At 67.2% G+C, this 21,310-nt stretch carries 11 protein-coding genes; 5 read left to right on the top strand and 6 right to left on the bottom strand.

Annotated elements, in window-relative coordinates:
- Window positions 1-161: 161 nt before the first annotated feature.
- Window positions 162-383: a hypothetical protein gene (locus tag HPA01S_RS02735; RefSeq protein ID WP_066266348.1), complete on the top strand. Its 222-nt coding sequence runs from the start codon at window positions 162-164 to the stop codon at window positions 381-383.
- A gap of 460 nt (window positions 384-843) precedes the next feature.
- Here HPA01S_RS02735 and HPA01S_RS02740 read toward each other — a convergent pair whose 3' ends face one another.
- Genes HPA01S_RS02740 through HPA01S_RS02755 form a run of 4 tightly spaced genes read right to left on the bottom strand, consistent with a single transcriptional unit; the run spans window position 844 to window position 8,157 of the window.
- Window positions 844-2,373 carry an MFS transporter gene (locus HPA01S_RS02740; RefSeq protein WP_066266349.1) on the bottom strand — a complete coding sequence of 510 codons (1,530 nt, stop codon included), beginning with the start codon at window positions 2,371-2,373 and terminating at the stop codon, window positions 844-846.
- Window positions 2,370-3,830 carry an efflux transporter outer membrane subunit gene (locus HPA01S_RS02745; protein ID WP_066266352.1) on the bottom strand — a complete coding sequence of 487 codons (1,461 nt, stop codon included), beginning with the start codon at window positions 3,828-3,830 and terminating at the stop codon, window positions 2,370-2,372. The genes HPA01S_RS02740 and HPA01S_RS02745 overlap by 4 nt, the downstream gene beginning before the upstream one ends.
- Window positions 3,827-6,976, bottom strand: a complete 3,150-nt coding sequence (locus tag HPA01S_RS02750; RefSeq protein ID WP_066266355.1) for a multidrug efflux RND transporter permease subunit — start codon at window positions 6,974-6,976, stop codon at window positions 3,827-3,829. Before HPA01S_RS02750 ends, HPA01S_RS02745 begins: the two co-directional genes overlap by 4 nt.
- A 17-nt stretch (window positions 6,977-6,993) precedes the next feature.
- A complete protein-coding gene (locus HPA01S_RS02755) occupies window positions 6,994-8,157 on the bottom strand; it encodes an efflux RND transporter periplasmic adaptor subunit (protein WP_066266358.1) in 1,164 nt (387 codons plus the stop codon).
- Between the two features lie 170 nt (window positions 8,158-8,327).
- Between HPA01S_RS02755 and HPA01S_RS02760 the strand changes: the two genes are divergently transcribed.
- Together HPA01S_RS02760 and HPA01S_RS02765 are read left to right on the top strand one after the other, a co-directional pair.
- Window positions 8,328-9,053, top strand: coding sequence for a response regulator (locus HPA01S_RS02760; RefSeq protein ID WP_066266360.1), 726 nt, complete (start codon window positions 8,328-8,330; stop codon window positions 9,051-9,053).
- Entirely contained in the window at window positions 9,050-10,126 is a 1,077-nt protein-coding gene (locus HPA01S_RS02765; protein ID WP_157084876.1) for an ATP-binding protein, read from the top strand. The genes HPA01S_RS02760 and HPA01S_RS02765 overlap by 4 nt, the downstream gene beginning before the upstream one ends.
- Window positions 10,127-10,234: 108 nt before the next feature.
- On the opposite strand, the gene HPA01S_RS02770 is transcribed toward HPA01S_RS02765, so the two are convergent.
- Both HPA01S_RS02770 and HPA01S_RS02775 read right to left on the bottom strand, forming a co-directional pair.
- Window positions 10,235-10,465, bottom strand: coding sequence for a hypothetical protein (locus tag HPA01S_RS02770; RefSeq protein ID WP_066266362.1), 231 nt, complete (start codon window positions 10,463-10,465; stop codon window positions 10,235-10,237).
- A gap of 253 nt (window positions 10,466-10,718) precedes the next feature.
- Window positions 10,719-11,330: a LysE family translocator gene (locus tag HPA01S_RS02775; RefSeq protein ID WP_066266368.1), complete on the bottom strand. Its 612-nt coding sequence runs from the start codon at window positions 11,328-11,330 to the stop codon at window positions 10,719-10,721.
- Between the two features lie 92 nt (window positions 11,331-11,422).
- Between HPA01S_RS02775 and HPA01S_RS02780 the strand changes: the two genes are divergently transcribed.
- Window positions 11,423-11,875, top strand: a complete 453-nt coding sequence (locus tag HPA01S_RS02780) for an Lrp/AsnC family transcriptional regulator (RefSeq protein WP_066266371.1) — start codon at window positions 11,423-11,425, stop codon at window positions 11,873-11,875.
- A gap of 1,006 nt (window positions 11,876-12,881) precedes the next feature.
- A complete protein-coding gene (locus HPA01S_RS02785; protein WP_169801491.1) occupies window positions 12,882-21,293 on the top strand; it encodes a DUF7933 domain-containing protein in 8,412 nt (2,803 codons plus the stop codon).
- The last annotated feature ends 17 nt before the right edge of the window (window positions 21,294-21,310 follow it).

Genomic DNA, 21,310 nt, shown 5'->3' on the forward strand with positions numbered 1-21,310 from the left:
GTCTCACCACCCACGCGGCAAGAGGCGCCGGGCGCGCCACCCGCTGGGGACCGGGTTGCCGACTGCACTATGCTCGGCTCACATCCCGCACGACGCGGACGCAACGCCCAAGGCACCAAGAAGCCCAAAGACCCACAGGCCCGGACCTGCTTGCCCATCACATGAAAACCATTGACGAGATGCTGAACCTGGCCCTGCTGACCCCCGACCAGCACCAGCAGATCAGCGCCTGGATTGCACAGGCCGAATCACCCGACGAGATTCTGAAAATGCCGGCGGCCCTGTGGCAGGCGGTTGAACGGGCGAGTGCCATCATGGGCATCGACAACGACCTGCTGCGCCCACCTTCGCTCGACGCCGAAGGCGTGTTGAGCGGCTACTGAAGGCCCTCGGCAAGATCTCGCCTGTGCGCCGGGGGCGGCCTGGCCTGGCCGGTGTTCCACGCGGCACCCGTACGGCGAAGACCCGGCGTTGGCCTCCATGCAAGCCGGTTTTCTGGGCAAAACCGCACAAAAATATTCGTTTGCTTGACACATGCGGCGCCTAGAATTTGCCCATGCCCGCCGGTCCCGACGGGTAGAAAAATATCGGGACGCCATCTTCCAGAAACCCGCTTCGGCGGGTTTCGCTTTTTGGGGCGCTAGGTGCCGACCCTCTTGCACCGGAGAAGGGCCGAGGTTTGTCCCTTGTTTCCGTGGGCAAGGCTGTGGACAAGCACGTGCACAACCCGCACAAGCCTTGTCTGGCGTGGCTTGCGGGGCGGTGCCTGCCAAACAGGCAGTGGTGCGAATACGGTGCCAGCCGCATCCATTGGCAATGCCCGCGCTGCCGCGCGGCAGCGATTTACTCGGGCGTGGCCTGCGGCTCCCCGCCGGTGCGGTAGCGGCCCAGCATGACGAACACGACCACCGACAGACCACCGATCAGCGCGGCCGAGGTGGCCAGCAGCACCGAATGCGTGGTCGAGAAGGCCGCTCTCGCGGCATCGATGAGCGCTGCGGCCTGGTCTGCGCCCAGTGCCTGGGCCACCACGTGGCTGTCGCCGATGGAACGCGCGGCGCGCTCGGCCTGCGCCGGTGACAGGCCTGGCGGCAACACCACCGTGCGGCTGAACACGCTGGACATGAACACACCGAAAAAGGTGATGCCCAGGCCGCTGCCCAGTTCGTAGGCCGTGGCCTCCAGCGAACCCGCGGCACCGCCTTTCTCCGCCTCGACCGAACCCATGATGGCGATGGACGACGCGGTGAGCCCGATGCTGAGCGCCAGCCCGAGCAATGCGAGCATGGCCGGCACGCCCAAGCCCGGGTTGTGCAGGTCTGCGAAAGCCAGAAAAGCCAGCGCCACCGCCGAAACCACCAGCGACAGGCTGGCCACCGCGCGCAGGCCGAACAGGTTGGACAGGTGACCCGCCAGCGGCCCGCCCAGCGCCGCCGCCGCCATGATCGGCACCATGAAGATGCCCGCTTGCAGGGGGCTCTTGGCCAGGACGTATTGCAGCTCCTGCGCCAGAGTCAGCTCGACGCCGGCCAGCGCGCCGATGGCCACCACCGCCATGATGATGCCGGCCAGGATCGCCGGGTGCGAGAACAGCGCAAGGTCCAGCATCGGCGTTGGCGAGCGCAGCTGCTGGCGCACGAAAACCGCGAGGGACAAGAACCCGCCGCCCAGCACGAGCAGCGTCACCGCCCACGCATGCGTGCCGGCAACGCCGGACTTGATGCCGTACACGACCGCGATGACACCCGCGATCAGCAGCAGCGCCTGGCCGAAGGCCCAGTGTCCGGCAGAGGTGGCCTCATGGCGCGGCAGCAGCAGGAACACCGCGGGTGCCACCACCAGCATGACGGGCACATTGATCAGGAAGACCGAGCCCCACCAGAAGTGCTCCAGCAGGGCTCCGCCCACCAGCGGGCCGAGCGCGGCACCCGCCGCACCGACCGTTCCCCACAGGCCGAGCGCCATCGCGCGCTCGCGTTCGTCTTCAAAGGTCTTGCGGATCAGGCCCAGCACGCACGGCATGATCATCGAGCCACCGAGTGCCAGCAGCACCCGCGCACCGATCAGCAGGGCCGGGCTCGGGGCAAACGCGGCCAGCAATGAAGCGCAGCCGAAGATGGTGAGGCCGGTCAGCAACACGCGCCGGTGGCCCACCCGGTCTGCCAACGTGCCCATGGGCACGAGCAGACCGGCCATGAGCAGCGGATAGATGTCGATGATCCACAACACCTCGGTGCCCGACGCCCCCAGCGCCACGGTGAGCGACGGGATGGCGATGTGCAGGATCGTCATGTCGATGACCACCGGCAGAAAGGCCAGCATCACGGCGACAAGAATCCACCAGCGGCGAGGAAGGCGTGGGAGGGCGGTCATGGTGGATCGATGGTACGGGTGCTCGCCAGCGCAGGGTCCGCGCCACCATCGTGCGCGCGCATGCCGCCGCCCAGGGCCTTGTACAGCGCCACGGCGTTGCCGATTTCGGCACGCCGCAACTCCAGCAGCGCCTGCCGCGCGGCGTAGGCCTGCCGTTGGGCGTCGAGCCATTCGAGCCGGCCATCCAGGCCGGCGCGGTAACGCAGTTCCGACAGCCCGAGCCGGCGCTGCGCGCTGTCCACGGCCCGCAACTGGGCGGCCACCTGGCGCCCGAGGGTGGCGCGGGCGGCCAGGGCATCGGCCACTTCGCGGAAGGCGATCTGGATCGCGCGTTCGTACTGCGCAATCGCTTCGGAGCGCCGCAGCTCGGCCAGGCGCAGCTCGCTGCGCAGCCGGCCGCCCTGGAACAGGGGCTGTGCGATCTGCGGCGCGAACCGCCAGACCTGGCGCGAGGCGTCGAACAGGCCGCCCAGCGACGGGCTCGCAAAGCCATACGACGCAGTGAGCGAGATGCTCGGGAAGAAAGCCGCGCGAGCCGCGCCGATGTCGGCGTTGGCAGCGACCAGCATCTGCTCGGCTTGCTGCAGATCGGGCCGGGCGAGCAGCAGGTCTGAAGGCAGCCCCGATGACAGTTGCGCGGCGACGGACTGGCGCTCCAACGGCGTAGCCGCTGGCAGGTCGGCAGGCAGTTCGCGGCCCACCAGAAGCTGCAAGGCGTTGCCCGCTTGTGCCAGGGTGCGCTGGCGGGCTTCAAGCTCGCTTTCGGCACTCGCCACCTGGCCCTCGGCCTGCGCGACATCGAGGCCACTGCTCTGGTCCGCCTGTTTGAGCAACTGCACCAGCGCCAGGGACTGGCGCCAGTCTGCGAGCGTCTGCTCGGCCAGTTGCAGCTGTTCGCGGGCCAGTTGTTGCGCGAAGAAGGCATCGGCGACCGCGCCCACGAGCGCGATCTGCGCCGCCGCCCGTCCTTGTTCGCTCGCGAGGTAGCGGGCCAGCGCCGCGTCCGACAGGGCGCGCACGCGGCCGAACAGGTCAAACTCGAAGGCGCTGATACCCACACCCATCCCTACCTGTTGCGACACCGCCGTGGGGGTACCCACCGTGCCGCTGCCCACGGCGGTGCGCTCGCGGCTGGCCGAGGCTTCGGCCACCACGGCCGGCAGCCGGTGCGCCTGCTGGATGCGGTATTGGGTCTGGACGCTCTGCACGTTGAGTGCGGCGAGCCGCAAGTCCCGGTTGTGCTCCAGTGCCAGTTCGATCAGCTGCTGCAGGGCAGCGTCACCGAACATCGAACGCCAGCCCGTCTGCGCTGCGTGTGCGGTGGTGGTGCCCGGCGACACGTGACCATGCAGCGCGGGGAAGGCCGCCGGCACGGGCAGCGCGGGGCGTTCCAGGTGCGGCGTCAGGCTGCAGGCCGACAACAGCGCCAGCGGCAGCAGGATGCTCAGACGCTTCATGTGGGCTCCTTCTCCATGTGCCGTGCTGCGGGGCTGGTGCGGCGCGCGCGCCATGTGGCAACGCGCTCCTGCAAACCCATCACGGCGACGAAGAACACCGGCACGAAGAACACCGCCAGCAGCGTGCCGCTGACCATGCCACCGAACACGCCGGTGCCGATGGCGTGCTGTGTCTCCGCGCTGGCACCGGACGCCAGCATCAGCGGCACCACACCGAGGGCGAAGGCCAGAGAGGTCATCAGGATCGGGCGCAGGCGCAGGCGCGCTGCGGTCACTGCGGCCTCGGCAAGGCCCATGCCCTGAGCATGCAATTGCCGGGCGAACTCCACGATGAGGATGGCGTTCTTTGCGGACAGTCCGATGATGGTGATCATGCCGACCTTGAAGAAAACATCGTTCGGCATGCCGCGCAGCATGACCGCGGCCACCGCACCGATCAGGCCCAGCGGCACGACAAGCATCACCGACAGCGGAATTGACCAGCTCTCATACAGCGCCGCCAGCACCAGGAACACCACCAGCGCCGACAGCAGCATCAAGAGCGGTGCCTGCGCGGCCGACTGCCGCTCCTGCAGCGACTGCCCGGTCCACGCCACCGCAAAGCCGGGGGGCAACTGCGCGGCCAGGCGCTCCATTTCGGCCATCGCGTCGCCGCTGGACACGCCGGGCGCGGCGCCACCGGCGATGCGCACCGCCGCAAAGCCCTGGAAGCGCATCAACTGCTGCGGCGATTCGCTCCAGGAATGGCTCACCAGTTCGCGCAGCGGCACCATGCCGCCCGCGGCATTGCGCACGCGCAGGCCCAGCATGTCGTCGAGCTGCATGCGGGCGGGTGCGTCGGCCTGCAGGATGACGGGCTGCATGCGCCCGGCGTTGGGAAAGTCGTTGACGTACAGCGAACCCATGGCGGCGGACAGCGTGCTGCTGACGGCGGCAAAGGACACGCCCATGGCCTCGGCCTTCTGGCGGTTGATGTCCAGCCGGATGCTTTCACCCGTCGGCAGGCCATCGGGGTAGACGTCGCTGACGGCTTTGCTCTGCGCGGCGAGCTTGAGCAACTGCGCCTGCGCGGCCTGCAGCGCGGCTTCGCCCCGGTTGGCGCGGTCCTGCAGGTACAGCGTGAAGCCCGAAGACGTGCCGAGTTCATCGATGGCGGGTGGCATCAGGCTCATGACCGTGCCCTCGACCGTGTCCGCCATGGCTTGCTGAACCCGGGCGACCTCGCCGGAGGCCGTGGCGCCGTGGCGTTGGTCCCAGTCCTTGAGCATGGTGAAGGCCATCGCTGCATTGGGACCTGCCCCCGAGAAGCTGAACCCTTGCACCACCAGGTTGGATTCGAGCGCCGGCCGGGACGCCACATGTGCCTCGAATGCCTTGACCACCTCGAGCGTGCGCTCACTGGTCGCGCCGGTCGGCAACTGGATAGAGGTCATGAAGTAACCCTGGTCTTCTTCCGGCAGGAACGACGAGGGCAATTGCCGCGCTGCGAAGAACAGCACGCCGCAGATCACCGCGAACACCGCCATCATCCGGCCGCTGCGCCCGACCATGCCGCCCACGCCCGATGCGTAGCCGCGCGTCAGCCGTTCGAAGCCCCGGTTGAAGGCGCCGAAGAAACCACCGCGTTTGCCATGCAGATCGGTCTTGATCGGGCGCAACAGCGTGGCGCACAGCGCGGGCGTCAGCGTCAGCGCCAGGAAGGCCGAGAACAGGATGGAGACCGCCATCGACAGCGTGAACTGCTGATAGATCACGCCAACCGACCCCGAGGCGAACGCCATGGGAATGAACACGGCGGTGAGCACCAGGGTGACGCCGACCACCGCGCCGGTGATCTCCTTCATGGCCTTGACGGTGGCGTCGCGGGGCGAGAGCCCTTCGCTGTCCATCAACCGTTCGACGTTCTCCACCACGACGATGGCATCGTCCACGATGATGCCGATGGCCAGCACCATGCCGAACATGGTCAGCGAGTTGATCGAGAAGCCAGCCACCAGCATCACCGCGAAAGTGCCCAGCAGCGCGATGGGCGCGACGATGGCCGGGATGAGGGTGTAGCGCACGTTCTGCAGAAACAGGTACATGACCAGGAACACCAGCGCCATGGCTTCGAACAAGGTGTAGACCACCTTCTCGATGGAGATCTTCACGAACGGTGCGGTGTCAAAGGGAACGGAGTACGCCATGCCGGCAGGCAGGCTGGGCGTGAGCTCGGTCAATCGGTCTCGCACCGCTTGCGCGGTGCGCATGGCATTGGCTCCCGGTGACAGCTGGATGGCGGCACTGGTCGCCGCCACGCCGTTCTCGCGGTTGGAGAAGGCATACGACTGCGCGCCGAGTTCGACCCGGGCCACGTCGCGCAGCACCACCTTCGAACCATCGGCGCCGGCGCGCAGCACGATTGCCGCGAATTGCTCGGGCGTCGACAACTGGCCCTCGATGGTCAGGGGCACCGTCAGGCGCTGGCCGCGCAGCGCCGGGTCGTCGCCGAGGCGGCCCGGTGCGATCTGCGCATTCTGCTGTTCAATCGCTTGCGCCAGGTCGGCCATGGTCAGGCCGTAGGCGGTCAGCCGGTCCGGGTCGACCCAGACGCGCATGGCCTGCTCGGCACCGAACAGCTGCACCCGGCCCACGCCTTCGACGCGCCGCAGTTCCGGCACGATGTTGCGCGCCAGGTAGTCATTCAGGGCGACCTCGTCGTACTGGCCATCCTGCGAGGTCATGCCGACCATCATGAGGAAGCCGGACGCGGCGGACTCCACCTGCAGGCCGCTCTGCCGCACCGCTTGCGGCAGGCGCGGCTCCACTGCCTTGATCCGGTTCTGCACATCCACCTGCGCCAGTTCGGGATCGGTTCCCGGCTTGAACGTCGCGGTGATCTGCGCGGTGCCCGAGGTGTCCACCGAAGACTCGAAGTAAAGCAGGTTTTTGACCCCGGAGAGCTCACGCTCGATGAGGCTGACCACCGAATCGTTCAGCGTCTTTGGCGTAGCGCCCGGGTAGGTGGCGTACAAGGCCACCGACGGTGGCGCCACCGAGGGGTAACGTGCAATCGGCAACTGCGGGATGGCGATGACGCCGAACAGCACGATGAACACGGCGATCACCCAGGCGAACACCGGGCGGTGAATGAAGAACTGCGGCATGGCGTGTTTTCCCGCGCTCAGCGTGAGGCCAGGTCCGCGGCCCCTGCCGTCGTGGGGTTCTGCCAGGCATGCGCTTCAACCGGCTTGCCCTCATCCAGGCGCTCCAGGCCCTGGATCACCACCTGCTGCCCGGCCTCCAGGCCGGAAGCAATGCGGTAGTGGCGGTTCACCAGTTCACCCAGCTCGACCGCGGCCTGCCGCGCGTGTTGGTGTTCATCGACCACCCACACGCTGGCGCGACCGCCGCGGTGGCGCACGGCCTCCTGGGGTACGGTGAGCGCTGCCGGGTAGTGGGCACGCGGCACACGGGCCAGCACATACATGCCGGGCAGCAACTGGCGCTGGCGGTTGTCGACCAGCACACGCAGCAGCACGTCGCCGGTGCCGGCATCGACGTTGATGCCTGAAAACAGCAGGCGTCCGCTGGTGCCCAGCGGTTTGTCGCTGCCGGCCAGGATCTGCACGGGCATGCCGCTGCCCGCTGACTGGCGCCCGTCCACGGCGTGCCGCAGTTGCTCCAGCGAGGCCGCCGACTGCCGCACGTCGACATAGACCTGATCGATCTGCTGGATCGTGGCCATCGGCATGCTGTTCGCTGGTGTGACCAAGGCGCCCTCGGAGACCAGGGCCTGGTCGATGCGCCCGGAGATCGGGGCGTCCACGGTAGCGAACCGCAGGTCGAGCTGCCTGCGCGCGAGCGCGGCCTGCGCCTGCGCCACCTCGGCGGCGGCCTGCGCGCGTTGCGACTGGGCATCGTCGAACACCTGCCGGCTCACGGCGTCGGCCTGCACCAGCGGCGCCAGCCGATCGGCCTGCAGGTGGGCGCGTGCCAGCACCGCCTGCGCGCGTTGCAGCGCACCTGCGGCGGTCTCGGCATCGGCCTTGAAGGCGGCGGGATCGATCTGGAACAGCGGCGCGCCGGCCTTGATCTCGGCGCCTTGTTCGAACAGCCTTTTCTGCACGATGCCGCTGACCTGCGGCCGGATCTCCGCCGTGCGCAAGGCCGCAACGCGGCCAGGCAGGTCTTCGTGCACAGTCAGTTCGACCGGCTCGAGCGTCAGCGCGGACACGCGAACCGGTGGCTCCGCTTCTTCTGCCTTTGGGGAGGGGCCGCAGCCGGACAGCATCAGGGCCAGGAGCCCGGCCAGCACAGCGTGACGCTGGCGATGTGGAGTGCACATGTCTTCAGTGAACCTGCGGATGTTGCGCCGCTTTTCGAAAGAGGGCGGGAGGCCCGGAGAGCGGGAGTCTGGCCGCGTCCGATGGGCGTTGATTCGACGTTGTGTGGAGGTAAGATGGATTTCGACACAGGGCGAGAGAGCCCCGCACATCGCACCCCCCCCTCTTGAACTTGCCTACCCCCTCACATACCCCGGTACGTACCGACGCCTTGGTCCTCATCGCGGAGGACGAGACCGAGATCGCCGAGATCCTGGCGGCGTATCTCCAGCGCAGCGGGCTGCGCACGGTGCATGCGTCCAACGGCCGCGACGCGCTGGAAAAACACCTGTCCCTCAAGCCCGATCTGGTGCTGCTGGACATACAAATGCCACTGATGGATGGCTGGCAGGTGCTCAGCGAGATCCGCCATCGCGGCACGACACCGGTGATCATGCTCACCGCGCTCGACCAGGACATTGACAAGCTGATGGGGTTGCGCATCGGCGCGGATGACTACGTGGTCAAGCCCTTCAACGCGGCCGAGGTGGTCGCACGGGTTCTGGCGGTGTTGCGGCGGGTGAAGGTCGACAGCGGCGCCGCGGCCCGCTTGTTGCGCGTTGGTGCTTGCCAGCTCGACCTGGACCACCACGAAGCCACGGTGCAGCAGAACGGCCGCAGCCATGCCCTGGAACTCACGCTCACCGAATTCAGGATCCTGACCACCCTCATGCGCGCGCCCAAGCGCGTGCTCAGCCGCGAAGAACTGCTCGCCAACTGTCTGCCCGAAGGCGACACGCTGGAGCGCACGGTGGACAGCCACATCAGCAAGCTGCGCAAAAAGCTGGAAACCCTGGGCATCTCCGGAACCCCCGAGAGCGTGCGCGGCGTGGGTTACCGCTTCGGGGCTGGGGCTTGAGCACCTCGCCGGGGCTGCGCCGGCAGATCGTCCTGTCGCTGAGCGCGATGGTGCTGGGTGTGATCCTGCTCTCGGTGGTCGGCTCTTACGTTTTTTATGCGCTGGCCATGGCGTACTTGCCGGGCAGCATTTCCGACAACTGGATGCCATCGCGCGTCGAGCTGGCATGGATCGGCGGCACGACCCTGGCTGCGCTGACCCTGGCGGGCTGGGTGGCCGTGCGGCTTTCCCGCCGTATCCTGACCCCGTTGAATTCGGTGGCCCACAGCCTGCGGGAAATCGCCCAGGGCAATCTGCAGGCCCGCGCCACGCTGGATCGACATGCCCAGGGCGAAACGGCGCAACTGGTGCACGACTTCAACGACATGGCCAAACGCCTGCAAAGCGTGACGCGCGAGCGGGAGTTCTGGAATGCCGCCATCGCCCACGAACTGCGCACGCCGGTCACCATCCTGCGCGGGCGCCTGCAGGGCTTGGCCGAGGGCGTTTTTTCACCTGATGCCGAACTGTTCAACGGTCTACTGCGGCAGGTCGACGGACTCAACCGGCTGATCGAAGACCTGCGCGTGCTCAGCCTCAACGACAGCGGCCACCTGGAGCTCGATCTGGCGCCGACCGACGTGATGCGGGAAGTCTCGGTCGTCGTGCAGGCTTTTGCCACCCGGCTGGCGGCGCGCGGCTTTCAGTTGCACATCGACGGGGATGTGCCGATACCGGTCGTGTGCGACGCGATCCGCATCCGGCAGGCGCTCATGGCGCTGCTGGACAACGCACTCAAGCACGCGCAGCCCGGCGCCTTGCGCGTGCGCGCGCACCTGGAGAACGGCCTGTGTTCGCTCAGTGTCGAGGACGACGGACCCGGTTTGTCACCGGACCTCGCTGCTTTCGTGTTCGAGGCCTTTCGCCGCGGAGACCCCTCGCGGGCCCGAAGCAGCGGGGGCAGTGGCCTTGGCCTCGCGGTGGTCGAAGCCATCGCCAAGGCCCATGGTGGTTGTGCTCTCTGCCGACCATCGGCCGCCGGTGGAACCGTCTTCACCTTGCAATGGCCAGCGATGGGCGAGGGTTCGGCTTAGCGTGTGTTCGGCCTCGTACGTCCGCCGTCGCCGGAGGCGGCTACCTGGCCTGGCCGTGATGGGTGTCGAACGCGAGCGCTGCGGCTCAGCAAAAAATACCGATGGGGTCTACCAGAACTTCCATGCAGGTCGCTGGGCGGCTTCTCGCCGCTGCTCGAGCGGACGCAGATCCAGCGTGTCATACACCGTGTCGTTCGACGGTGAAGGGAAACGGCGGCGGATTTCGCGCTCCAGCGCATGCGCGATGCCACGCGCCTGTTTTTCGCCGCGCAGTGCACGTGCTCTCCATTCGTGCGCCTGAATCATCAGCTCTTGGTCTTGCAAATCTTGGGGGGTCATCGTCGGGCGATTGTGCCGCGCTTTTTCGGTTGCGGTTCGCCCGTCAGGGAATATCCACCTCCGGCATCAGGCAGCGCAAAAGAAGCTCCGCTTCACCGGGTACATTGCCGCGAAATCGGCTCAGATGAGCGTACTTTCGTGTCGTGCGGAGGCGGCTGCCTGCATGCTTGAGGGGTACCGCAGAAGGTGTCTTGAATGGACAAAGAAGAGAGAGCCGGGCAGACGCGGGTGATGGTGCAAGGTGGCCGGCGAATCAAAGCACCGCCAAGATCTGCCACACCGCAAAGGCCGCCAATGCAACGGCACTGGTGAGGTTGATCCGGCGATGCCAGCCGGCGTCGAAACGTTCGCGCAACAAGCCGACGGCGCCACTCAGGAACACCCACCACCCAGCAGATCCCAGGAACACACCCGCCACCATCGTGGCCGGTGCCGACACCGCCACGCGGCCGGCCATCGCACCGAAGATCGCAATGAACGAGAGGACCGTGGCCGGGTTGGCCAGCGTCAGCGCGAAGGTGCTCGCAAAGTGTTGCCAGCCACTGCGCACCGGCCCCGCGCCGGCAGCGTGCCTCGCCGCAGGGGCACGCGCGATCTTCCAGGCCATCCACAGAAGAAAGGCGGCGCCCGCCAGCGCCAGCGGCACGCGAACTGCGACCAGCATCTGAATCAACCAGTGCACGCCCCAGGCCCCGAGCGCGCCGTAGACCGCGTCTGCGGTGGCGGCGCCCAGGCCGGTGGCCAGCCCGGCGCGCGCGCCGTGGTCCAGCGTGCGCTGGATCGCCAGGATGCCGATCGGGCCGACCGGTGCGGCGATCGACAGGCCGATCAGCAGCGAAGGGAGAAAGACGTCAAGCAGTTGCATGCGGCCATCGTAGGTACGCCGGTCGCTGCTTTGAAGGCGATTGTTCTGGCCGCCGGTGCAATGCGCCATTGTTTTTACGGACAATGAAGCACATGACCGAAACGCACATGCTGGACGACAAGGCCTGGAAACTGCTTCAGGCTCTGCAGGCCGATGGCCGTGCCCCGCTCAAGACCTTGGCCGAGGCGGCTGGCCTGTCCATCGCGGCCACAGCCGAACGGCTGAAGCGCCTGCAGGAGGCCGGCGTCGTCCGGGGTGTGCATGCCGACCTCGATCCCGCCAAGGTGGGGCTGCCGATCCAGGCCCTCATCGGCATCACCGTCGGGCAGCCGCACAAGCAGGCGTTCCTCAAGGCCCTGCGTGCGCGCAACGAAGTGCTGGAGTGCCACCACGTCACGGGCGCCGACTCTTACATGATGAGCGTGGCCGTGGTGAACATGTCTGCGCTGGAGTCTTTTCTGGGCGACATCAACCGCTGGGGCGAGACCCGCACGGCCATCGTCATGTCCACACCGATCTTCCGGCGCGGGCTGCGCCGGCCCTGATCTTTTCGAGCTCCTGAGTCGGCAGACGGTGAGGCTGGGGCTGTTTTCCAGGGTGTTCGACCGGCCCGCAGCACCTTGCCTGCTCGCGGCGGTTCTTCTGTGTGGTCGAGTTGAGGATCTTCACGCTGGACGACGTGCGCCACACGTCGGCATCAGCAACGACGAGCACTACTTGATCACCCGCAGGGCGGATTGGAGCGGGTGCTCGGCGCGCACTTCAAGTGCTCCAGCCGACCCCGCAGCGTGGGCCGCATTGAGGCTTCATCCGCCATCACAGACTCGGCCATCCAACGGCGCGAAGAGCTGAGTTGTTGCAGCGCTTCGCGTCGAGCGGGTAGAGGGCATCGAGAAGGAGCCGCCCGGCGCGCACGTCGCCAGCCCTTTGCCTTGCTTTCCGACGCGTCGATGGCGCAACAAGCTCAGGCACATCGTGCGCACAAGCAAGCCCACTTCCAAGCCGGCAGAGCGTTGGTGTCACTTCGCTCCATGCACCCCGCGATGGACTGGATCCGCGGTTTCTCTATCGCCTGCATCGCTACCGCTGGGGCCCTTTTGAGTCGTGGCTCGTCGCCGATTCATTCTGGAAAATGTAACAAAACTGAGCGATTCGCACGGAGGTTGAAGAGCGACGGGCAGAGTGTTTTTTTTAACAAATTATTAACAATTATTGATGTAATCAAAGGCCCCATTTTGGTGCTTCACATCAAGCTGGCTTGGCTTCTGGTCTACTATTTAAAAAATTGTTGATATAAATCAAACATATTTTTTATAACTTGCTCTGAGAATTGCCTGGTGTGATTTCTTGTTTTGTTAAATTCACAACAAAAATGAACTTAATCATGTGAAAGTTTGATGGTAGGTCGCAACAGACCCTATAGTCGCGACCTGTAACTAAAAGCGCCTTCACGTGGGGGCTCGTGAGTCCGGAGCTGTCGAGCACAGCCGGCTCCCGGCCATGGGTGTGCAAGGCCAACGGCGGGGGAACCTGCCAACTGAAGAGGAAACCATGACTCGATTGATTTCGCGTGGCGCAGCTGCGTGTGTGGGCGTGCGAGCCGGCGCCGTGTTGGTGACCGCGCTGCGCGCTTTGCGTCTGCCGGCTCTGGCGTTGGTGGGCACGGTTCTCGCCGCCACATCGGCCCAGGCCTCTTTGGTTGTCTCGCAGTCGTTGAGCACCAGCACCATCTACGTGGGCGATCGAACGCGGCTGACGATCACCGTCAGCAACGACTCGGCGCAGGAAAACGGCGCGCAGCTGGTCAACAACCTGCCTGCGCAACTGCGGCTGTACCCGGCGGGCCATCCTGGCTATGTGGCGCCCAGCAGCACCTGCACAAGTGCGGCCTTCAGCCCCGCACCGGGCGGCGACAGCATCACCATCTCGGGTTTCAACATTCCGGGTTACGCCGGTGGCGTGGATGGCTCCTGCACGATCGCCTTCGACATCACCTCCTACACCGGCGGCGGCACCTGGAACAACGTCATCAACCCGACCGACCTCACGCCCGACGCGGTGTCGGCGGCGGAGCAGAGCCTGCTGGTCAACACCTTGCTGCTGCCGGGGGTGTCCAAAGACCTGGGGAGCGAACCGCTCACGCAAGGCCTTTCGCGCACCGCCACCATCACCTTCAACAACCCGAACGCGGGCGTCAACATCCCGTTGACGACCTTCACCGACAACCTGCCGGCCAACCTGCGGGCCACCGCTGTGCTCGGCAACACCTGCGGCGGCACGTTGGGCTTTGCGGCCAGCAGCGTCACGCTGACCGGCGGTGCCATTCCCGCGGGCGGCAGCTGCAACATGCAGTTCACAGTGATGGGCGTTCTGCCTCCGGGTTCTGCCTCGCAGGCCGGCACCAATGCATTGCCTGCCGGTGCGGTGGGCAACACGCGCGGCCTGGTGTCGCCCGCGGTCAACACCAACATCACGGTCAACAGTCCGATCACGCTGGGCAAGGGCTTCTCGGTCACGCCACTCACGGCGGGTGCCAACTCGCTGATGACAGTGCGCATCGGCAACAACAGCGCAGACCCATTGACCATCGTCGGCCTGAGCGACCTTGTGGGTGGCGCATGGCCGGCCGAGCTGGAAAACGCAGGTTCCATTGGGGCGGCCAACCTCAGCGGCTGCGGCGCGGGTGTCCTGGTGGCCGGCTCCCACGGTGGCGTGGACAAGGGCTTCGTGCTCTCCAATGCGACTGTCGTAGCCGGTGGTGAATGCCGCATCGAGTTCAATGTCAGGTCCACCGTTACCGGTGTGCACACCAACCAGCTGCCGGTCAACGCGGTCAACAACGCCCAGGGTTTTGTCTCGCCGCAGAGCTCGGCGTCGGTCGACGTGCGCAACAACGCGCTCACAGTGGCCAAGACGTTCAGCCCGACGACAGTCGCGCCCGGCGACGTGGCCACCTTCTCGGTGGCAGTCACCTCGTTCAGCATCACGCCGCAAATCAACGTGAGCTTCACCGACACCTTGCCGGCAGGCATGGTGTACGTCGATGCCAGTAACGGCGGCATCACGCCCACCATCACCGGCGGTTGCGCCTTCTCGGCACCCCTGCCCGCGCCTTTGGTCACCGCGCCAACCTTCACCTTCGGCTTCCCGGGCGCTGCTGCAGGCGGCACCACCTGCGTGGTGAACTTCACCGCGCGTGTGCCCGCCACGGCAGCCCCCAACACGGTGCTCACCAACAACAGCTTCACCGCGGGCAACGGCACGGTCACGGGCACGGCCGGTTCGGTGAGCCTCACGGCGGTCAACCCGCTGGTGGTCACCAAGACCTTCGACGGTGTGGTCAATCGCACGCGCTTCCAGGGCACGCCTTCGGTGGTGCAGATCGAGCTGACCAACAACAACTTCTCGGCGCTCTCTGACCTCAACTTCACCGATACCTTGCCCGCGGCGCTGCGCGTGGCCAACCCGGCCAACGCCAGCACCACCTGCGGCGGTACCGTCACAGCCAACCCTGGCGGCGACCGCTTCACGCTCAGCGGCGGTACGTTGCCGCCACGCGCCGGCACCGCCCCGTTTGCGCCCGGCCAGTGCAGCGTGCGCGTCACCGTCGTCGGCGGGGACGTGGCGACGCACAGCAACAGCATCCCGGCCTACAACGGCAGCAACGCGGGCGCCACTGTCAGTGCCACCGGCACCGTGGCCAACGTGCCTGGCAGCACCATCCGAAACCTCAACACCAGCACCGCCACGCTGCAATACCTGCCGGCGTTGACGGTCGCCAAAACCTTCCTGACCAACCCGGTTCAGGTCGGCGGCACCAGCCGCGTGCGCATCACGCTGGGCAACACGGGCACCGGGCAGCTCACGGGCGTGAGGGCAACCGACCCGCTCGTCGGGACCGGCCTGACGATCGCCACCCCTGCCAACGCCAGCACCACTTGCGCCGGCCCCGTGGTGTTCAACGTGCCGCCGGGCGGCGACACCGCGGCCATCAGCGGCGTGACCATCGGCGGCACCAGCACGTGTGATTTCCTGTTCGACGTCATCACCACCACCGGTACGCCTTCGGTCAACAGGCTGGCACCCGGTGCGGTCACGGCCGATGGCGGCGTGGCCACCACGGTGGCCACCACGGCCCAGTTGAACAAGGTCACCAGTGCGGTGAACCTCACCAAGGCCTTCTCGCCCAGCACCATTGCCGGTCCGGGCAGTGTCTCGCGCCTCACCATCAGCATCGCCAACACCAGCGCTACCGCGCTGACCAACATGGCGGTCACCGACAACCTGCCCACCGGCATGGTCGTCGGCGTGGTGCCGAACGCGGCCACCAGTTGTCCTGGCGGCATCGTGACCGCCACGCCGGGCAGTGGCAGTGTGGCGCTCGGCGGCGGCAGCCTGGCGGGCAACGCCACCTGTACCGTCGAGGTCGACGTCACCTCCTCGGCCGTCGGCACGCTCAACAACACCTTGCCGGCTGGTGCGGTTACCAACACCGAGGGCGTGACCAACGCCTCGCCGTTTACGGCCAACCTCGCGGCACTCGCGGGCTTGGGTGTGGAAAAACACTTCGAGCCGCCCGCTGTCGCGGCGGGTCAGCCCGCGCTGCTGGTGATCCGCGTGCGCAACTCGCTGGCGCAGGTGCTCACCAACATCTCCACCACCGACAACCTGCCCTCGGGCATGGTGGTGGCCACGCCGGCCAACACAAGTACCACCTGCGCAGGCGCGGTGGTCACCGCCGTGGGCGGCAGTGACAAGGTCTCGTTCCGCGGTGCGCAGTTGCCCACAGGGCCCAGCGCATGCGAGGTGCGCGTCCACGTCGTCGTGCCGGTGGCCGGCGCTTACGTGAACATCATTCCTGGCGGCACCGTGGTGGCGAACGACGGCGCTGTCACGAACCCGCAGCCGGGGCCGCGTGCCACGCTGCACGTGCTGCAGTCGCCGACCGTGAGCAAGGCGTTCGCCGCTTCGCCCGTGGCCACCGGCACGCCGAACCGCCTCACGGTCACGATCAACAACCCCAACGCCACCATGGACCTCACGGGCGTGTCGCTGCGCGACAACCTGCCCACCGGCCTGTTCGTGGCGCAGGTGCCCAACCCGGCGACCACCTGCACGGGCGGTTCCGTGAGCGCCGTGCCGTCGGCGGCCAGTGCGCAGATCGCGGGCGCCACCGTGCCGGCGGGGGGCTCGTGCACCTTCGCGTTCGACACCGTGTCGAACATCCCGGGCCTGTACACCAACACCATTCCCACGGGTGCGATCACCAGCAACGAGGGTGTGAGCAACACCGATCCGGCCACCGCACCTGTGCGTGTGCTGGAGCCGCCCACGGTGACCAAGACCTTCGTGCCGCCGACCATTGCGCCCAACGAGGTGTCGCGCCTGACGATCACCCTGAGCAACAACAACGCGACGCCGCAGACGCTGCTGCAGGCACTGGATGACACCTTGCCCGCCGGTGTGGTGGTCGCGCCCACGCCGGGCGTCGCCAAGACCTGCCCGGGGGCTGTGACCGCCGGAGCGGGTGCAGCGCGGGTGAGTTATGCCAACGGCGCCAGCATCCCGACCGGAGGCTGCACGATCTCGGTGAACGTGACCGCTGCCGCGACCGGCACCTATCCCAACGTGATCCTGGCCGGCGCGCTGCGCACCGATGCGGGCAGCAGCCCCACGCCCGCCGAGGCCTCGCTGGTGGTCAGCCCGTTGGGCTCGATCTCGGGTCGCATCTACCTCGACGCCAACAACAACGGCGTCTACAACGCCGGCGAAACGCCGCTGGCGGGCCAGCAGGTGAGCCTGATCCGCGCGTTCGACAGCGTGGTGCTGCAAAAGACCACCACCGACGCCGGCGGTTATTACGTGTTCAGCGGCTTGCGAGACTCCACCACCGAAGGTTCGAACTACACCGTGCGCTACCTGCGTGGCGGTTCGGATGCCATCGGCCAGAACACCTCGCCCGCCGGCTCCCCGGCACTCAACCCCGGCAGCGGCAGCTTCCAGGGACGGGTGGTGCTGCCAGACACCAGGGACGAAGCCAGCATCACGGGCGGCACCGGCCAGGTGGCGACACCCAACCACAGCAACGCGGACAACATCTCGCGCCGCAGCGAAATCCGCCTTGACCTGGTGGGTGCCAACGTGGCGAGTTCGATCGGCAACAACTTCGGTGAACTGATCCCCTCGCAGATCACCGGCAAGGTGTACCGCGACGACAACAACAACGGCGTGCCCAACGGCACCGAGCCCGGCATCGCCGGTGTGCCGATCATGCTGAGCGGCCTGGACGATCTGGGCCAGGCGGTCCATCTCACCACCACGACCAACGCCAGTGGCGACTACGCCTTCAGCGGCCTGCGCCCCAGCTGCAGCCCGCTGAACGCGCCGACCTGCCCGGGTTATGTGATCACGCAGGGCACGCAACCGGCGGGCACCGTCAACGGCATCACTAGCGCCGGCACCGTGACTCAGCTGGGCTCGGGCAGCGCCACCGGTACGCCGGGCACAGGCTCGAACAACGCGCCCGCTTTCTCGCATGGCACCTACACCTATCCCGCCGGCACCAGCCGTGTGGAAGGCATCGTGCTGCCATCCAATGCGCACTCGACCGCCAACAACTTCGGTGAGCTCACCAGCGACCGCAGCGTGAGCGGCCGCATCTTCGTCGACCGCAACGGCGATGGTGAGTTCAACGGCAGCGATGCCGGTGTGGGCAACGGTGCGCCCGGCGCCAACAACCTGCCGCAAACGCTGACGCTGACCGGCAACGACCTCAACGGCAACCCGGTCACGCTCACCACCACGACCGATGCCAATGGCGAATACCGTTTCGGCAACGTGCCTCCGGGCACTAGCTACACGGTGACCTGCACCACCTGCGCGCCACCGGCCGGCTTCAACAACAGCCTGGCGCCACTGGCGTGGCCCGGCAGCACTGGCGGCAGCGCGGGCGGCACCCAGGCCGTGCCTGCGATCACCGGCATCAACCTGGCTGGCCCGCAGACCGAATCGGTGAACAACCACTTCACCAAGACGCTGCCCGGCAGCCAGATCACCGGCGTCGTGTATTTCGACCCCGACAACACCGGTGGCCCGTTCACGGGCGATGACCTGCCCGTGCCGAACCAGCGCATCGAGCTGTACGACCAGGCCACCAACGCCCTGATCGTCAGCACCAGCACCGACGCCAACGGCGCGTACAGCTTCAGCGGCCTGCCTGCGGGCAACTACCGTGTGGTCATGCCAGCGCTGCCGTCCGGCACCACGCACGGCATCACCAGCGCGGGCACGCTGGCCGGCACGCCCAACGGCACGGCCAGTGCACCCGGCGTGGCACCCGCCAGCATTTCCAACATCACGCTGACTGCGGACCAGAGCACGGCGAACCACAACTTCCCGCTGGTGTCCGACATCCGCATCGGCGGGCGCGTGTACGAAGACCGCGACTTCGACGGCCAGTTCAACGGCACCGACGTGGGCCTGCCCGGCAACACCATCGGTCTGGTGGGCACCGACGCGTTCGGCAACGCCATCACGCGCTACACCACCACCGATGCAAGCGGCCTGTACAGCTTCACCGGCCTGCCGCCGGGCAACTACACCGTGCGCCAGACGCAACCGCTGGGCTACACCAGCGTGGCCAACACGCCCGGCCCCGTGACCGGTGGCACCGCCGGTGCCGTGGGCGAACTGGGTGGCGCGGTGGAAACCATGGCTTTCAGCTTCAACGCCACCCCCGGCGCGGCGCTGCAGGCGAACTTTGGTGAAACCCTGGGCCACGGCGTGTTCGGCTACAAGTCGGCGTTCATCGTCTCGCCACCTGCCGCCGTGGGCATCTCGCCCGGCGCGCAAGTGAACTGGCAGATCATTTACCAGAACGACACGCCGCACCCCGTGACGATGGACGTGCGCGACACCCTGCCGGACTACATGACGCGCACCGGCGCGCCCGCCATCACCCACCGCGGTGGCAACGGCGGTGTGTTCACGCCCAATGCCGGCTTCACCGGCGCCGCTGGCGGTGACCTGCTGGGCTCGGCCTTCCTGCCGGCCGGCGCCTGGGTGGCGGTTGACGTGCCCGTGCTTGTCACGGCCGGCGCCACCACCACGCGCTTCAACCAGGCCACGGCCGGCCCGCTGGGCATCCGCACCGACGCGGTGGACGACACCACGCCCACCGGCGGTCCGCGCCAGCCGCCCACGGGCGTGATCCCGCCGGGCAGCGTGCCGCAAACCTCTTACCAGACCGCGGGCCTCGACGCCACCGGCGTGCCGCTCTCGGAGCTGCCGGCTGCGCTCTCGGGCTTCGTCTGGCGCGACAAGAATGGTGACCGCCAGCGTGACGCCAACGACGAGCCGATCCCCGACTGGGGCGTGGAAGTGGTCAACAGCGCCGGCACCACCGTGGCCTGCCACGCCGCGCCGCCCAACAGCACCAACGGCTGCGTCACCATGCCCGACGGCCGCAGCCTGTTCCGCACCGGCAGCGATGGCGCCTACGGTGTGATCGGCCTGGTGCCCGGCGACTACAAGGTGTCCTTCCGCGACCCGGCGAACAACCTCACCTACGGCACGCCGCAGAACTCCAGTGGCGACACCAACTCGCGCCTGGCCAGCTCGCGCGACCACCTGGCCGTCACGCTTGCCGCGGGCGCGAACATGGTGCAGCAGGATTTGCCGCTCGACCCCACGGGCGTCATCTACGACGCCAACACCCGCAACCCGGTGGACGGTTCTTCGGTGCGCTTCTGCGGCCCGGCCGGCTTCAACCCGGCGACCATGCTGGTGGGTGGCGCGAGCTACACCCTGGTGGGCGGTTGCGCCCAGATGGTGACCGGCCCGCAAGGCTTCTACCAGTTCCTGCTGGTGCCGGGTGCGCCCTCGGGTGAGTACCGCCTGGAAGCGACGGCACCGGGTTACGCACCCGCGCCGAGCGCTTCCATTCCGCCGGCAGCGGGCGTGCTCACGCCATCGGGCTCCACGCCTTACCTGGTGCAGGCCCAGGCCGACGCACCGCGCGGCTCGCAGCCCACGACCTATTACCTGCGCCTGAACCTGGCGCCGGGCATGCCCGATGTGTTGCACAACCACATCCCGCTGGAACCGTTTGCCGGTGGTGCCCTGTTCCTGCAGAAGCAGGCCATGCGCACGGTGGTCGAAATCGGTGACTCGGTGCAGTACACGCTGCGTGTGCTCAGCCCCAACGGCCCGGCCACCAACGTGACGATCACCGACAATCTGCCCGCTGGCTTGCGCCTGATTCCCGGCACGGTGATGCAGGACGGCGTGCTCGTGGCCGACCCCGCGGGTTCGCCCGGCCCGGTGCTGAACTTCGCCATCGGCAGCTTCGCCGCGAACACACCGGTGACGGTGACCTACCGCGTGCGTGTCGGTGTGGGTGCACAGCAGGGCGACGGCATCAACCGCGCGCTGGCGCAAGGCACCGTGGGCGGTGTCACGGTGTCGTCCAACCGCGCCGAAGCCCGCATCCGCATCACCAGCGGCGTGTTCTTCCAGGAAGCCTGCGTCATGGGCAAGGTGTTCGTGGACTGCAACGGCAACCGCATCCAGGACGCTGAAGAAGTCGGCATCCCCGGGGTGCGCATGTATTTGCAGGACGGCACCCATCTGGTGTCCGACAGCGAAGGCAAGTACAGCATCTGCGGCCTGCCCGCGCGCACCTCGGTGCTGCGCGTGGACCCGACCACGCTACCTGACGGCAGCCAACTCGTGACCAGCAGCAACCGCAATGCGCTCGATGCCGGAAGCCTGTTCCTCGATCTCAAGCTGGGCGAGCTGCACCGCGCCGACTTCATCGAAGGCAGCTGCGCACCCGCCGTGCTGGAGCAGGTGGAGAACCGCCGTCGCCTGGGTCAGATCGTCGCCCCGGTTATCGATCCCAAAACTTCGCCACCGCGCGTATTCCGTTCGGGCCCACCGGCTCGCGTGGGAGGTGCGAAATGAAACACGTCCGTCATCCC

Source organism: Hydrogenophaga palleronii NBRC 102513 (assembly GCF_001571225.1).
In the GTDB taxonomy this organism is placed as follows: domain Bacteria; phylum Pseudomonadota; class Gammaproteobacteria; order Burkholderiales; family Burkholderiaceae_C; genus Hydrogenophaga; species Hydrogenophaga palleronii.